A 15742-nucleotide genomic window follows, 5' to 3' on the forward strand; every position below is an offset into this window, starting at 1 on the left:
CGATCGCACGAGGCGTAGGTCCCTCTAGGAGGCGGGGTCCGCCGCCGTGCCCGAGTCTGCTTGATAGGCGCGGAACACGTCTTGCAAGGTCGGGAAGATGTTGTCGCTTCCGATGACATCCACCGTGCCGTACGCCCGGAGCGTCGTGAGCAGCTGAGTGTCCGGCCGGACGAGCACGAAACGGGCGTGGTGGGCCCGGCTGTAGTCGACGAGGTGGCTCAAGGTCACCCCCGCCGAGTAGTCGACGTCGGAGATCGAGGCGCAGTCGAGCGCGATCCAGCGAACGGGGTCCGGGGCGGCGGAGATCACCGATTCGAGGTGGTCGGCGAAGCGGTTGGCGTTGGCGTAGAACAGCTCCGCGTCGTACCGGAAGATCACCAGTCCAGGCAGGCTCTGTGTGCCCGGTCGTGCCGGCAGGTAGACCGGCTGTCCGGACTCGTCCTGCTGGACGACGTAATCGCCGGGTTTGTACTGCCGCCGGACGAGGTCGAGCAAGGACAGTACGACCGCGAGGACGATTCCCTGCTCGACCCCGATGGCGAAGACGGTGACCGTCGTGATCAGAGCGACCACGAACTCGTTCTTGCGGCGGTGCCACAGCCGCTTCAGGCCGGTCAGGTCGATCAGGCTGAAACCGATGAGGAAGACGATCCCGGCCAGCACCGCCGTGGGCATGGCCGTCAGCAGCTCGGTGAAGAACAGGGTGAAGAGCAGCACCACCGCCGCCATCGTCATGTTGGCCAGCTGGGTGCGCCCCTTCTGCTCATCGAGGATCTCCGTCTTGGTCGGGCTGCCGTTGACCACGAAGGTGCCGCTGAGACCGGCGGCGAGGTTGGCGCCGCTGAGCCCGACGATGTCCCGGTTGATGTCGACCGCGTCTCCGTGCTTGAACGCGAAGCTGCGGGAGGTGGCGGCGCTCTGGGCGATGATGAGCACAAAGCACGACAGTGCGGTCGGCAGCACCTTGGCCGCATCCGACCAGGAGATTCCCGACGGCAGGCCGAGCGGTGGGAAGCCGCCCTGCACGGCACCCACCACGGCCACGCCGTGCGCACGCGCGTCGGTCAGGGCGGAGACCGTGGTCAGCAGGAGGACGGCGACGATGGCGCCCGGGACGACCGGCAGGAAGCGCTTGAAGATCAAGATGATCACGACCGTGCTGAGCCCGAAGGCGAACGTGGTGAGGCTGGTCGAGGACAGCGAGGTCAGCCAGTGCCATTGCTGTTCGACCCAGCCGCCGCCGCCCTTGCTGATGCCGAGCAGGCCCGGGATCTGCCCCGACAACACCTGGATCCCGACCCCGGTGAGGAACCCGATCAGCACCGACGCGCTCAGGAAGTCGCCGATGAAACCCAGCCGCAGCAGGCGTGCCAGGAACAGCAGCACACCGCAGACCAGCGCGGTCAGGCCGGCGAAGGCGAGCCACTCCTGCGACCCCGGTGTCACTCCGGCTACGCCGAGACCACTCAGGCCGGCCGCGAGCACGGCCGCGGTCGCCGAGTCGGCGCCCACGACGAGCAGCCGGGAAGAGCACAGCAGAGCGAAGATCAGGGTAGGGAAGATGACGGTGTAGAGCCCGGTCACGATCGGCGTGCCGGCGATGGAGGTGTAGCCCATCACCTCCGGAATCGCCACGGCGGCCAGCGTGAGGCCGGCGATGACGTCGCCGGTCAACCAGGCGCGGCGGTACCCCCGCAACGACATCGGGAACAGGTTCATGCGAAGCCTCCCGGCTGGACCGTGTGCCATCACGGTGGCGGCCCAGCTCGGTACGCACATCACCCGGAACGGAGGAAAGACCCAAGAGATATAGGTGTTTCGATATCTTGTGCCTGGTGGCACCTTCCTGTTCTCCTACGGCCAGCCGTGAATCGGCCTCGACCCTAGGAGCCCCCCATGAGACTCAGAACGGTGACGGCAGGACCTGCCCTAGCTGTTTTAGCCGCGGCAGCGCTGACCCTCAGCGCGCAGCCGGTGGCGGCCTCGCCCGGCTCATCCCTGCCGGCTTTCAGCGCTTCCCTGTTGGCCGCTCCGCCGACCATCAACGTCGCCAACGTCAACGCCCACCTGCAACAGCTGCAGACCTTCGCCAGCAGCAACGGCGGCAACCGGGCGACCGGCACGGCGGGGCACACCGCGACGACGACGTATCTGCAGCAGAAACTGCAGGCGGCGGGCTTCACCGTCACCGTGCAGACCTGCACCACCTGCAGCGGCGGCTCCGCGAAGAACATCATCGCCGACTGGCCGGGCGGGAACACCAGCAACACCTACATGTTCGGAGCCCATTCCGACGGCGTGTCGGCCGGGCCGGGGATCAACGACGACGGCTCGGGCTCGGCCACGCTCCTCGAGGCCGCGCTCCAGCTGGCCGCGAACAACCCGACCATGACCAACCACCTCCGGTTCGGCTGGTGGGCCGGCGAGGAGCAGGGACTGATCGGCTCCAAGTTCTACGTCAACTCGCTGAGCTCGGCCCAGAGGACCGCGATCAAGGCGTACGGCACCTTCGACATGGTCGCCTCCACCAACGGCGGGTACTTCGTCACCGGCACCGACGCGATCGCCGTGAAGCTGCGTGAGTACTTCACCTCGATCAACGTGCCCACCGAGACGTCGACCGAGTGCTGCAGCGACGACGGCTCGTTCCGCAACGCCGGCATCCCGTCCTCGATCAACTCCACCGGTGCCAGCTTCACGAAGACGAGCGCCCAGGTGGCCAAGTGGGGCGGCACCGCCGGGCAGGCGTACGACTCCTGCTACCACAAGGCCTGTGACTCGTACCCGTCGAACATCAACGGCACTTCGCTGGGACGCTGGGCCAACGCCGAGGAGTACGCCCTCTGGACCCTCACCACGGGTGGCACGACACCGGCCAACGACTTCTCGGTGTCGCTCAGCCCGGGCGCGGGCGCGGTCAACCCGGGCTCGTCGGCCACGGCCACCGTCAACACGGCCACCACCTCAGGCAGCGCGCAAACCGTCGCCCTGACCAGTTCCGGTGCTCCGGCCGGTGTCTCGGTGAGCTTCAGCCCGGCGTCGGTCACCTCCGGTGGATCGTCCACCATGACCGTCGCGACCAGCACGGCCGCCGCGCCCGGTTCGTACACCATCACGGTGACGGGAACGGGCTCCGCGACCCACAGCACTTCATACACGCTGACGGTCAATGGGACTGGCAGTTGTACCAGTCCCGGCCAAAAGCTCGGCAATCCCGGCTTCGAGACCGCATCGACACCGTGGACCGCCACGACCGGGGTCATCGGCGCGAACACCGGCGAGGGATCGCCGCGTACCGGCACCCGCGACGCGTGGCTCGACGGCTACGGCTCGACCCACACCGACACCCTGTCCCAGTCGGTGACCCTGCCCGCCGGCTGCGGCTCGTACACGCTGTCGTTCTATCTGAAGATCAGCACGGCGGAAACAACAACCACCAGCCAGTACGACAAACTGACCGTTCAGGTCGGCAGCAGCACGCTGCAGGTGTTCTCCAATCTCAACGCCAGTGCGTACACCCTGCGCTCGTACGACCTGGCCGCCTTCGCCGGGCAGACCGTCACCCTCAAGTTCACCGGGGCCGAGGATTCCTCGCTGAAGACGTCCTTCGTCATCGACGACACCGCGCTCACCGTCAGCTGACAGCCGGCCGCCGGCCCCGCTTCCTGTCCTGAACCTCTCGGCGGAGGTTCAGGACAGGACGGGTTGCGGCGCCTCCAGGAACTGCTCGATCTGCTCGGCCGGCATCGGCCGGCCGAAGTAGAAGCCCTGCATGAGCGGGCATCCCCACCGGCGAAGCTGGTCGATCTGTTCGGCCGTCTCCACGCCCTCGGCCACGACCTGGAGGCCGAGAGCCCGGCTCAGGTTGAGGATCATGCCGACGATCGCCTCGTCCTCCCGGTCCTGGCCGATGCCGGCGACGAACGATCGGTCGATCTTCAGCGCCTCCACCGGGAACCGGCGCAGGTAGGTCAGCGAGGAATAGCCCGTGCCGAAGTCGTCGAGCGCCAGGTGGACGCCGAGCGCGGCGATCGCCCGGAGGGTCTCGACGGCCGCCTCGGTGTCGGCCATGAGGGTGGTCTCGGTGATCTCCAGGGAGAGCAGGTGCGGTTCGAGGCCGGTGTCACCGAGGACGGCCGAGACCGTCGCGACGAAGGACGGGTCGGCCAGCTGAGCACCGGCCACGTTCACCGACAGCCTCCGGCCGGGCCGGTCGCGTTGCCAGCGAACCGCCTGCGCACAGGCCTGGGCCAGGATCTCGGCCCCCAGCGGCACGATCAGGCCGGTCTCCTCGGCCAATTCGATGAAGTCGGCCGGCCCGAGCAGTCCGCGCGTCGGGTGCTGCCAGCGGGCGAGCGCCTCGAACCCGACGACCGCCGCGGTGACACCGTCGACGATCGGCTGGAAGTGCGGGCGGATCTGCCCGCCGCCGATCGCGTGCCGCAGGTCCTCCTGGGTCCGCAGCCGCAACTCGACGGCGGTTCGCAGGGTGTCGTCGAAGACCTCGGCCCGGCCGCGGCCGCGCTGCTTCGCCCGGTACATGGCGACGTCGGCGTCGCGTACCAGATCTTCCGGGGTCAGCTCGGTGGAGCCGTGCGCGTACGCGATCCCGACGCTCGCCCCGACCGTGACCTCGCGGGCGGCGGCGCCGGTGCCCGTCACGATCGGCCGGCTCAGCTCCGCCACGATCAGCTCCGCCACGTTCTCCGGCACCTCGGCGCCCGTGCAGATCACCAGGAACTCGTCGCCGGCCAGCCGGGCCACCGTGTCCACGCCGTGCAAGACCGTGGTCAGGCGCCGGGCGATCTCGATGAGCACCTGGTCGCCGGCGTGGTGCCCGAGCGAGTCGTTGATCGGCTTGAACCGGTCCAGGTCGATGAAGAGGACGGAGACCCGGCCCCTTTTCAGGGCCTGGCCCAGCCGATCCAGCGCGAGGACCCGGTTCGGCAACCCGGTGAGGGTGTCGTGGGTCGCCTCCTGCGCGAGCCGGTTGGTGGCAGCCTCGGTCTTGGCCACCGTCTCGTTCAGCGCCTGCGCCACGAAGCTCAACTCGTCCCGGGTCTCCACGGCGACCCGCTGGGTGAGGTCGCCGCCCGCGACGGCGTGCAGCGTCGCGACGATCCGGCGGATCGGCGGCGCGACCGACAGGTAGAAACCGACGAAGAGGTACGCCGCGAGCAGCGCCGCCAGCCCGGTGGCGAGTTCGACCCGGTCGGCCCGGCCCGAGAAGCCGTCGATCCGGATCTCGAGGAGACGGTCCAACGACGTCGCGGCCTGCGCGGCGAAGTCGGTCGCCGCCGCCTGCACCGCGCCGGCGCCGTCCGCCGGGATCTCGGCCGGCCGGCGGTCCTTGACGGCCGTCGTCAGGGTGGCGGTCAGCCTCGTGATCGCGCTGTTCAGACGGTCGAAGCTCGCGCCGGTCCGGCTGCGTACGTCGGCCTCGGCGGTGGTGGCGGTGATGGTCGTCACCGCCCGGGCCATGGTCGCTCTCGTGGCCGCGAGGACGCCGTTGGTGAGCCCCAGGTCGATCAGCGCCTGCGTTCCGGCCGTGGCGGGCGCCGCGGCGGCCAGCACCGCCAGGTCCGCGGCGCGTCCGGCGTTGTCGAGCACCACCGGCAGCCGGAACTGCAGCGTGTCCATCAGGTAGTAGCTGTCGAGGTCCGGGTCGAGGGTCAGGTTGGAGAGGTCCCCGACCCGCACGATCAGATCGGAGAGCGCCTGCATGGCCGTGTTGTAGGCCTCGTACCGGGCGCTGGCCGCGCCGGTGGCCTGGTGGGCGGCGACGACCAGCCCGCGGGTGGCCGCCCACGCGTCGCCGGTGCCGAGTTTCGGTGCGAGCCGGTGGTCGACGGCGTCCACCGCGGCGATCTCGCCGTCGAGCGGCACCCCGGCCCGATCACCGGTGACCGCGACGTGGCGGGCCTGCGCGGTCCGGGCGGCCAGCGCGACCAGAGGTGCGAGGTAGGCGACGCCGTTGCGCTCCTTGGCGCTGAAGGCGATCTGGTTGCGCTGCAGTCCGACGTATGCGGCCGCGACAAAACCCAGCGGGATCAGGAGCACCAGGCCCACCACGACGAACTTCTGCGCGTACCGCAGCCGGCCGATCAGCGTGGCGGCCGCGCCGAACAGAGCGCCGATGGCTCGAATGACCAAGATCCGCGCTCCTCGAGGGCCGCAGCCGGATGCGACTCCCCTCTCATCGGCCACCGATTGTCAGTCCTGAGTCGCGATCACCCTCAGTCCTTTCGGCCGCTTGCCGCCAGGCCGACGCCGAGGCCGACCATCGTGAGGCCGGCCGCGCCGCCCACCAGATCGAGCCGTCGTGCGGACCGGGCGAACCAGGCCCGGACGGTGCCGGCGGCCATGCCCCACACCGAGTCCATGACCAGCGCCATCGCCGCGAAGACGGCGCCCAGCACGAGCATCTGGATGTTCGCGTGGCCGGCCCGCGGGTCGACGAACTGCGGCAGGATCGCGGCGAAGAACACCACGGTCTTCGGGTTGGTCACGCCGACCAGGAAGCCCTGCAGCACGGTCCGGCCCCCGCTGATCGGCCCGGCCTGGGCCGCGAACGCCTCGCGCAGGCTGCGCCGGTGCCGGACCGCCTGAACCCCGAGATAGATGAGGTACGCCGCGCCCGCGAACTTGATCACCGTGTACACCACGACCGACGTCTCGACGATCGCCCCGATCCCGAAGGCCACGGCAAAAGCCAGGGTCAGGCTGCCGAGGGCGCCGCCGACGACGGTCTTGAGAGCCACCGTCCGCCCGTACGCGAGGGCCCGGCTCACCGCGAACAGCACGGCGGGCCCGGGAATGACGATGAGCACGAACGAGGCGAGAGCGAAGGCGGCAAGCCGATCGGCAGGAGGCATGCTCGCAAGGCTAACCGTATTGGCGGGCGGCGTCGCCGGTCAGCTGGGCCAGCAGCACGAGGGCCTCGGCGGACGGGGAACCGGCCCGAGCCGTGTACGTCACCAGGCGCTGCCCGATCGTGTCGGCCGTGCTCAGTGCCTGCTCGGTGACCGTGATCCGGCCCACGAGCGGGTGCCGCAGCTCGTAGATCGACGAGGCGCAGGTCGTCACCCGATGGTCGGCCCACATCGCGGCGAACTCGGAGCTCCCCACGGCCAGGGCGCCCACCAGCTCGGCCAGGGCCGGGTCGTCGGGGAACTGACCGGCGACCAGACGCAGGCAGCCGACGTCGGCGCGGGCCTTGGCCTCCCAGTCGGCGAACAGCTCGCGCATCTCCGGGTCGAGAAAGACCAGCTTGGCGATGTTCGGACGGATTGCCGGGGACGCCGGGGCGTCGGCCGGGAGATGACCGGCGAGCAGCGCGTGGCCGAGCGGGTTCCAGGCGAGCACGTCCTTGCGGGCGCCGACCACCATCGCGGGCGTGGTGCCCAGAGCGTTGAGCAGCTCCAGCAACCCCGGCTCGGGTTTCTCGACCGCGGGCCGCCGGACGCGGCGAGGGCCGGCGCCGTCGGCGCCGAGGCGGTGCAGGTGCAGACGCTCGGTCTCGTCGAGGCGCAGCGCGGCGGCCAGCGCGTCGAGCACCTGCGGCGAGGCGTTGCGGGACTGCCCCTGCTCGAGACGGGTGTAGTAGGACGAGCTGACCCCGGCCAGCAGCGCCAGCTCCTCGCGCCGCAGACCGTCGACGCGCCGCCTGTCCCCGTACGTGCTGAGACCGGTTTGTTCGGGTGTGACCCGGGCGCGATGCCACTGCAGGAACTCGCCGAGGGTGCCGGCGATCTTCGGCGTCGTCATGCGGCAAGTATGCGTCGCGGCGAGACCGGTTTCCTGACCCTGCCGGGGGTACCAAATGCCGGGTCTGGGCGAGCGTGATCACCGGCGGCACGGTGGGACGCATGTCAACCTTCACCATCGGCGGCGACCTGACCGTCGGCCGTCTCGGATACGGCGTCATGCAGCTCACCGGCCCCGGCTTCGTCGGGTACCCGGCCGACCAGGACAACGCCATCGCCGTGCTGCGCCGCGCGATCGAGCTCGGCGTCACACTCATCGACACCGCCGACGCGTACGGCCCGCTCGTCACCGACGACCTGATCCGCCGCGCCCTGCACCCGTACCCCGAAAACCTGGTGATCGCCACCAAGGTCGGTGTGACCCGTCCCCGCGCCGGCGAGTGGGTGCCGGTCGGCCGCCCCGAATACCTGCGCCAGCAGACCGAGCTGAGCCTGCGCACGCTCGGCCTCGAGCGCATCGACCTGCTCCAGCTGCACCGCGTCGACCCGCAGGTGCCGATCGAGGACCAGGTGGGCACGCTCGCCGACCTGCGGCGCGAGGGCAAGGTTCGGCACGTCGGCCTGTCCGAGGTCACCGTCGAGCAGATCCGGGCCGCCCAGGCGGTGACCCCGATCGCCGCGGTGCAGAACCTCTACAACCTCACCAACCGCGCGGCCGAGGACGTCCTCGACTACGCGGAACGGGAGAAGATCGCCTTCCTCCCCTGGTATCCCCTCGCCGGCACGGGCATGGCCGACCCCGGCGGCGCCTTCGCCACCACCGCCACCCGCCACGGCGCGTCGCTCAACCAGCTCGCGCTGGCGTGGCTGCTGCGACGCTCCCCGGTGATCCTGCCCATCCCGGGCACCTCCTCGGTGGCCCACCTCGAAGAGAACCTGGCCGCAAGCGACATCGACCTGACCGCCGAGGAGTTCGCACGCCTCACAAGGTGACCAGCTGCGCGTCCGGGAATCGCGGCGACGGACGGTGCAGCAGGCCGTCGTCGCGGTGCCGCAGCGTCAGATCCAAGAACGAGCGCAGGTACGCCCGGACCGTGCGCACCGAGGCGGCCGGGGCGATGGTGCCGATGTAGCCGGCCACCTGCTCCGGTGTGAACCCCGCCGGCCCGGCGAGCTGGGGGATCAACGCCTGGAAGTCGGTGAACGACAGGTGCCCGGAGTCGCGCAGGTTCACCGCGGCCCGGAAGCCGTGCAGCCGCACCCACAGGTCGTGCAGGGTCGGGTCGAGGATGGTGTCGTGCCCCTGGCCCAGGAAGAACAGGAACGGCTTGTCCGAGCTGTCCCACAACGGCGGGCCGAAGATGCCGCCGTCGAGGTTCGCGCCGGCCCTCACCCGCGGGTCGTTGAGCAGGTGCGCCGCGGTGGCTCCGCCGAGCGAATGCCCGATCACCGCCACCCGGCGCAGATCCAGCGCGCCGGTCAGGCCGACCGGCAGGGGCCCGCCCTCCACCGACGGGTTCCGGCCGGCATTCACCGTGGACAGACGGCTCAGCGCGAAGAGCACGTCGGCCATCCGCAGCCCGACCAGCCGTACGTCGTCGTCGGGGGTGTCGTCCGCAAGGCCGATGGCCACCACGTGACCGTCCGGAAACTGCACCTCCCCCGCGTCGTGCGGGTGGTCCACGGTGACCACCAGGTACCCGTGGCTGACGAGATCCTCCACCAGCACCGTGGCGCTGCCCCGGTCCAGGCCGTACCCGGGCGAGAAGATCACCACCGGGTACGGCGCGGCCGCGGGCAGCACGCGGGCACCGATCCGGCCGTGGGTACGGGGCACCGCGAGCAGGTCGAGCGGCAACGCATTGCGCTCCAGGAACGTGCGCCAGGCCGCCGGCGGGAGCCAGTCGGTGCGCGGCTGCCCAGGGCCCGGGTGCGCCGGGTACCAGACGCTGATCATGAAGTCGCGGAACGGGATCCCGGGTACCAGCGGGTCGGGACGGGAGGCGTCACGCAGATGCAGCGGTAGCACGCCGACCGGGAACCGGCCGGTGGGCTCGGGCAGCAGCAGCGGGATCGGCCCGGACGGGACGTGCGCGGCGGCCGCGCCGGCCTCGCTCGGATCCAACGCGGGGGCGACGAGTGCAGCGGCGGCCGCCGTGATCAGGAACGAGCGCCGGGACAACAAGCTGGTCGGTATGTCCGGATGGGACATCTTTCCTCCCGTAGCGGTCGGGTGGCTCGGCCCGACAGTACGGCCGGCGGGCCGGCCCGGGATCCGGCACAATCCCGGGCCGGACCCTGAACCGCCTCAGGGTCGCGCGAGAACCGCTGCCGCCGTACGGAACGCGGCCGCGACCGCCTCGCGTACCGGCGCCTTCCGATGGTCTTCGGAAAGGATCTCGACGCCCCACGGACCGTCCCAGCCCGCGGTGCGCAGCGCGGCGATGACGCCCGCCAGATCGAAGGTGCCCTGGCCGCACAGCCGCCGCCGGTTGACGGTGTCGTCGAAGAGCGTGCCGACCGGCTCCGCGTCGGCGTCATTGAGCTCGACGCCCACGATGTGGCGCAGCGGCACCGCGGCGAGATCGGCCGGTGGGGTGTGCGCGCGCTCGGTGTGCCAGACGTCGATGATCAACCCGCCGGCCGCCGTACCGGCCGCCTCGACCAGCGAGAGGCCGTCGTGCACGGTCTTGATGTTCGACCAGGGCAGGAACTCCAGGCCGACCCGGGTTCCGGCGTTCGCGGCATCGGCCGCCAGCGCGGCGAACGCCGTGACCCACTCGTCGCGGTTCCACGGGCCGTCGGTGACGTCGGGGGCGACCTTGATGTGCCGGGCGCCGAGCGCCTCGGCCGCCGTGAGCAGGTCGCGGCGTACGCGATCGGAGCCTCTCCCCCACCAGCCGGTGATCAGTTCCAGCTCGAGGTCGGCGATGCCGTGGTCGTCCAGAAGGGCGCGCAGGCCGCGTACGCCGTACTCGTCGAGCGCCGGCATCAGGTCCGCGTGCAGCAGGCCCATGCCGCCGAACCCGGCGCCGGACGCGGCCTCGACCCGCTCCCGGATCCCGACCGGGCTGCGCTGGTCGCCGGGGTAGGGGCTCGCGTCGCCGGCGGTGGTCCAGCAGGTCGCAAGGAGACTCATGGCCGAATCCTGCGCGCGACCGGGCCTGGGGAACCATGCCTGAGGGCCTTTTGATGGGTTCGGGCGTGATAAACGGACAGTCACGGTTCCTACGCTGAGCGCCATGCGTATCGGATTGATCGGCCTCGGCCGGATCGGCGCCTTCCACGCCGGCACCCTGAGCACCATCGACGCCATCGACTCGCTCGTCGTCACCGACATCCTGCCGGAACGGGTCCGGCAGGTCGCCGACCGCCATGGCGCCGAAGGTGTCGGCTCGGTCGGCGAACTACTCGCGGCCGGGATCGACGGCGTCGTCGTCGCGGCCGGCACCGACCTGCACGCCCCGCTCATCCTCGCCTGCGCCGAGGCGGGCGTGCCGACGCTCTGCGAGAAGCCGGTCGCGTCCGACGCGGCCGCCGGCGCCGCCCTGCTGCGCCGGCTCGCCGGCAACGACGTACCCGTGATGATGGGTTTTCAGCGTCGTTACGACGTCGCGATGGCGGCGGTCAAGGCCGCGGTCGACGCCGGCGAACTCGGCCGCCTCACCACGGTGCGATCGACCACCATGGACCCCGAGCCGCCGTCCCGCGACTACATCGCGGGCTCGGGCGGCCTCTACCGCGACTGCGGCGTGCACGATTTCGACATCGTACGGTGGGTGACCGGCCAGGAGGCCGTCGAGGTCTACGCCACCGGCAGCGACCGCGGTGCGCCCTTCTTCGCCGAGGTCGGCGACGTCGACACCGCGACGGCCGTCATCACGTTCGCCGACGGCACCCTCGGCGTCGTGTCCAATACGCGCTACAACGGCCGCGGCTACGACGTACGGCTGGAGGTGCACGGCTCGGCCGACAGCATCGCCGCCGGCATCGACCCGAAGTGGCCGATGCGCGACGCGACGCCGGGCGCCGCGGGCGCCGACCCGCAGCCGCATCGCTTCTTCATGGACCGCTTCGCCGACGCCTTCCGCATCGAGTTCGAGACGTTCCTCGACGTCGCCGCCGGGAAGCAGCCGTCGCCGTGCACGGTCGCCGACGGTCTCGAGGCGGACTGGATCGCCGAGGCCTGCATCCGTTCGGCCGCGGAGCACCGTCCCGTACGCATCGACGAGGTCCGGATCCGATGATCGCGGACGGGCGAACCGCGTCGAACTCAGGAGCCTCCGCCAAGTGCCCGGCCGGTGCCGGGTAACTTCGCGAATCTCCTGGCCAATTCTTCGTCCACAGCCTTCTTGTCGGATCGATGACACGGGCGAACCGCGGGGGTCATGGATCCCGTACCACCACGCATGTCGCCGGATGACCTGATCGCTCGGCTCGACGAGCGGCTGAAGCGCTTCGAGACCTCCCGGCAACCCGAGCTGATCCTCGGCCATGAGATCAAGGCGGAGGCGACTGCGCTGCTGGCGGCGACACGGATCGAAAGAGATTCGCTCCCGCCCACCCGGGACGACGCGATGCGGATGATGCTGGCCCACCACCACGTGTCGAGGCTCTATTTTCTCCGGTCCTTCGTGTCCGACCCCGCGGGCGATCCGGCCGAGTTGGCCGCTGCCGTCTTGATGTCGGCCTGGCTCGGCAACATGGTCCCGGACCTCCTTCAGCCGGAGGTCCGCGCTCTCGTCGGGCTGACCCCGGCAACCGGGTCCGAGTCCGAATTCGCCACGACGATCACCGGGGTACTCCAGGCCGCGTCGATGACGTCCGGCGACCCGGCGGTACTTGACGCAGCCGTCCTTACTATGCGCGCCCGGCTTTCGGATCCGGGCGGGGACCCGGGCGGCCGGGTGGCTTCGTGCCTCTGTGTCGCCTACCGGAGCCGTTTCATGCAGCGCGGCGACGCGGCGGACCTGGACTTGGCGATCGAGCAGGGCGTGCGGGCATTCGAGGCGGCGGAGGGCGACGAGGAGCGGATGTCCCGGGCCACGAACCTTTGTGCGTGCTACCGCGACCGGTTCGACCTCGGCGGTGCGGACGCCGATCTGGACCGGGCCGTCTCGTCGGGCGAGCGGGCACTCGGCCTCGTCCCGCCCGGCCGCCCGGTCGCTCAGGTGCTGGTCAACCTCTCGACGGCCTACTTCCGGCGGTTCACTCACCGGGGCACGGAACACGCCGCCCTGGATCGCTGCATCGAGCTCGTTGAGCAGGCGATGGCGGCGCCCGGCGGCGTCCCGGCACCGGTTCTCTCGAACGCCGGGATGGCCTACCGCGAGCGGTTCCTCCTGCACGGACGGCCGGACGACCTGGAACGCGCGGTCGAGCTGACCACCCGCGCGAACGAGGGTGGGCCCGGCGCAGAGCCCGACCGGGCCATGTCCCTCGCCAACGCCGCCGTTGTCCTACGGCAGCGGTTCGACCGTCTCGGGGAGGTGGCCGATCTCCGGCGAGCGATCGAGCTGAACAGGCAGGCCATCGCGGGTATGCCCGACCACCTGACGAACCCGGCCCGGGCGAACCTGGCCAACATGTACCGGGAGCTCTATGGCCGCACGGGGGAGATCGGCGACCTGAGCCGGGCCGTGGACGCCGGCGAGGGCGTCCTGGCGCGGATGCCACCCGGCCACCCGAACAGGGCGACTCACAGCGCCGACCTGAGCGTGGTCTACCAGCGGCGCTTCCGCCGGCTCGGGAGCCGCTCCGATCTGGATCGCGCCGTTGAGCTCGGCGAGCAGGCGCTCACCGGCACCGGGTCGCGCAGTCCCTCGATCCCGCAGGCCGCCGGCCTTGCCCACCTGGAGCGCTACCTCCTGCACGGCGTGACCGGCGACCTGGACCGCTCGATCGAGCTGTCCCAGCGGTCCGCCGACGAGACGCCGGCCGGCCACATCGAACGGCCGGGCCGGCTGCTCGACGCCGCGATCGGCTACTTCGAGCGTTTCCGGCGGCGCGGCGCGGAGACCGACCTGACTCGCGCCATCGCGATGGGCGAGGAGGCTCTCGGCGCGATGGCCGACGACCAGCCCGGTCGCGCCCAGCACCTGGCCGAGCTGAGCCTCGCCCACCTGGAGAAGTTCCACCTCGAATCAGGCGACGAGTCGGCGGATCGGGCGATCGGCTTGGCGGCCGAGGCGGAAGCCGCGTTGGCTGCCGATCATCCGGACTTCACCGGGATCCTCGGCCTCCGATGCATGGCGCATCAGGCAAGATACTGGCTGCGGCGCCGGCGGTCCGACCTGGACGAGGCGATCGCCGCCGGGGAACGGGCGCTGGAGCTGTCCGGTCCCGACGATCCGCGTCTCGCCGACCAGGTGGCCAACATCGCCGTCGCCTATATCGGCCGGATGGATCACTTCCGACGCTCGATCACGCCGGACCGGCTGGCATGGCTGTGTGAGCAGGCGGCCGGCGCCGGCTCGGCGCAGCCCGCCGAGAGGCTTCGGGCCTGCTGGCGGGTCGGAGCGCTGGCCCTGGCGATGGGCCGGGCTGAGCTGGCCGTGCCGCTGCTTGACCAGGCCGTCGACCTGCTGCCGGCGACCGCGCCGCGGGAAGGCGACTGGGCCGACCAGGAGCACCGGCTCGGCAGCCAGCCGGATCTGGTGAGCCAGGCGGTCGCCGCGCACTGCACGGCCGGCGACCCGGGCGGGGCGTTGGCGGTGGCGGAGGCGGGCCGGGCCGGGCCGTCCTACTCACCAACCAGATCCGATCCCGTACGGACCTGAGCGATCTAAGGAGTGCCGCGCCGGCGACAGCCGGCCGCCTCGAAGACGTCTGGCGCGAGCTCAACGCCATGCAGCCGCATGAGGGCATGCCGGAGCACCCGGCCCGGGCCGACGAGCGTCGCGCGCTCTGGGCCGAGCAGGACCGGCTGCTGCACGACATCCGGGCCGATCCGCGCTTCGCCAACTTCCTGCGGCCGGACCCGCTCGGCCACGACCGCCCACCGACCGGCGCCGCGATCCTGATCAACGCCGGCCCGGCCCGCGGCGACGCGGTGATCCTGCGGCCCGGCGGAGACCCCGAACACATCGCGCTGGACGACTTCACCAGCGCCGCCGCGTTGGCGGCCGCCCAGCTCGTGCGAGAGGCCGACGACGTGGGCAACGTACTGGGCTGGCTCTGGGACAAGGTGGTCGAACCGATCCTCGCCGTCGCGGCGCCGGCCGACGCGGGCAAATCCCGGATCTGGTGGCTGCCGGTCGGCCCGATCGGTGGTCTGCCGTTCCACGCGGCCGGGCATCCGGGCCGACCCGGCGCGCTGCATCGGGTCGTCTCGTCGTACGCACCGACCTTGCAGGCGCTCGCCTACAGCCGCGCACGGCCCGCCGCCGGCACCCGCCGCCAGCTGGTGGTCGGGCCCGTGCGCGCGCCCGGCGACGCCAACCTCCCTGCCGCCCGGCTGGAGGTGGCCGACCTGTCCGCGCGGGAGCCCGGCGCCCGCAGCCTGATGGACGACGAGGCCCGCGTTGAGGACGTGCTCCGCGCGCTGCCCGAGGCGACCTGGGTTCACTTCGCCTGCCACGCCGAGGCCGATCCGGTGGCTCCCAGCCGCTCGAACCTCCGGCTGTACGAGGGAAAACTTCCGGTCGCCCGCATCGGCCGCCTCGACCTCGCCTGCGCCGACCTGGCCTACCTCTCCGCCTGCTCCACTATGGACGCCTGGTCGCGCTCGGCCGACGAGTCGCTGCACCTGGCAGGCGCGTTCCAGCTGGCCGGCTTCCGCCACGTGGTCGCGACGCTCTGGCCGCTGAACGACGAGCTCGCCCGGCGGGCCGCGCGGATGTTCTACGACCGCCTGACCGACCCCGACCAGGCGGCGGAGACGCTCAACCACGTCACCCTCGAATTGCGGAACAGTCTCCCGAACCGCCCCGACGCGTGGGCGACGCTGGTGCACAGCGGCCCATAACACGAAGCGGCCTTCACCGGGTGTGAGCTAACAGCAACCGGACGATGCCGCAAGGCCGATCGCCCTGCGG

The 15742-nt window shown here is 71.1% G+C and carries 11 protein-coding genes; 5 read left to right on the top strand and 6 right to left on the bottom strand.

Annotation, left to right across the window (positions count from 1 at the left end; all coding sequences use genetic code 11):
- Positions 1 to 24 precede the first annotated feature (24 nt).
- Positions 25 to 1719 carry a SulP family inorganic anion transporter gene (locus A3CQ_RS0104520; protein ID WP_020509722.1) on the bottom strand — a complete coding sequence of 565 codons (1695 nt, stop codon included), beginning with the start codon at positions 1717 to 1719 and terminating at the stop codon, positions 25 to 27.
- A 177-nt stretch (positions 1720 to 1896) separates the two neighbouring features.
- Between A3CQ_RS0104520 and A3CQ_RS0104525 the strand changes: the two genes are divergently transcribed.
- A complete protein-coding gene (locus A3CQ_RS0104525) occupies positions 1897 to 3642 on the top strand; it encodes a M20/M25/M40 family metallo-hydrolase (protein ID WP_026205297.1) in 1746 nt (581 codons plus the stop codon).
- 48 nt (positions 3643 to 3690) lie between these two features.
- Here A3CQ_RS0104525 and A3CQ_RS57055 read toward each other — a convergent pair whose 3' ends face one another.
- The 3 genes from A3CQ_RS57055 to A3CQ_RS0104540 all read right to left on the bottom strand — a co-directional run bounded on the left by A3CQ_RS57055 (position 3691) and on the right by A3CQ_RS0104540 (position 7767).
- Positions 3691 to 6153 (bottom strand): putative bifunctional diguanylate cyclase/phosphodiesterase, encoded by a 2463-nt coding sequence (locus A3CQ_RS57055; RefSeq protein WP_020509724.1) that lies wholly within the window; start codon positions 6151 to 6153, stop codon positions 3691 to 3693.
- 83 nt (positions 6154 to 6236) lie between these two features.
- A complete protein-coding gene (locus A3CQ_RS0104535; RefSeq protein WP_020509725.1) occupies positions 6237 to 6875 on the bottom strand; it encodes a LysE family translocator in 639 nt (212 codons plus the stop codon).
- Between the two features lie 10 nt (positions 6876 to 6885).
- The gene (locus A3CQ_RS0104540; protein ID WP_020509726.1) at positions 6886 to 7767 is read right to left on the bottom strand and encodes a helix-turn-helix domain-containing protein; all 882 of its coding nucleotides are present in this window, start codon (positions 7765 to 7767) and stop codon (positions 6886 to 6888) included.
- 101 nt (positions 7768 to 7868) lie between these two features.
- Here A3CQ_RS0104540 and A3CQ_RS0104545 point away from each other — a divergent pair, with 101 nt between their 5' ends.
- Positions 7869 to 8699 (top strand): aldo/keto reductase, encoded by an 831-nt coding sequence (locus A3CQ_RS0104545; RefSeq protein ID WP_051115166.1) that lies wholly within the window; start codon positions 7869 to 7871, stop codon positions 8697 to 8699.
- Here A3CQ_RS0104545 and A3CQ_RS0104550 read toward each other — a convergent pair.
- Positions 8689 to 9918 (bottom strand): alpha/beta hydrolase family protein, encoded by a 1230-nt coding sequence (locus A3CQ_RS0104550; protein WP_020509728.1) that lies wholly within the window; start codon positions 9916 to 9918, stop codon positions 8689 to 8691. The two genes, A3CQ_RS0104545 and A3CQ_RS0104550, sit on opposite strands and share 11 nt — an antisense overlap.
- 96 nt (positions 9919 to 10014) lie before the next feature.
- A complete protein-coding gene (locus A3CQ_RS0104555) occupies positions 10015 to 10845 on the bottom strand; it encodes a sugar phosphate isomerase/epimerase family protein (protein ID WP_020509729.1) in 831 nt (276 codons plus the stop codon).
- Positions 10846 to 10948: 103 nt separating this feature from the next.
- Between A3CQ_RS0104555 and A3CQ_RS0104560 the strand changes: the two genes are divergently transcribed.
- From A3CQ_RS0104560 to A3CQ_RS57065, 3 genes are all read left to right on the top strand, one after another.
- Positions 10949 to 11953, top strand: coding sequence for a Gfo/Idh/MocA family protein (locus A3CQ_RS0104560; protein ID WP_020509730.1), 1005 nt, complete (start codon positions 10949 to 10951; stop codon positions 11951 to 11953).
- 162 nt (positions 11954 to 12115) lie between these two features.
- On the top strand, positions 12116 to 14485 hold the full coding sequence (locus A3CQ_RS57060; protein ID WP_026205299.1) for a tetratricopeptide repeat protein: 2370 nt from the start codon (positions 12116 to 12118) through the stop codon (positions 14483 to 14485).
- 68 nt (positions 14486 to 14553) lie between these two features.
- Positions 14554 to 15672, top strand: a complete 1119-nt coding sequence (locus tag A3CQ_RS57065) for a CHAT domain-containing protein (RefSeq protein WP_026205300.1) — start codon at positions 14554 to 14556, stop codon at positions 15670 to 15672.
- Positions 15673 to 15742 lie beyond the last annotated feature (70 nt).

Origin of the sequence: Paractinoplanes globisporus DSM 43857 (assembly GCF_000379645.1) — a bacterium.
GTDB classification, from domain to species: Bacteria; Actinomycetota; Actinomycetes; order Mycobacteriales; family Micromonosporaceae; genus Actinoplanes; species Actinoplanes globisporus.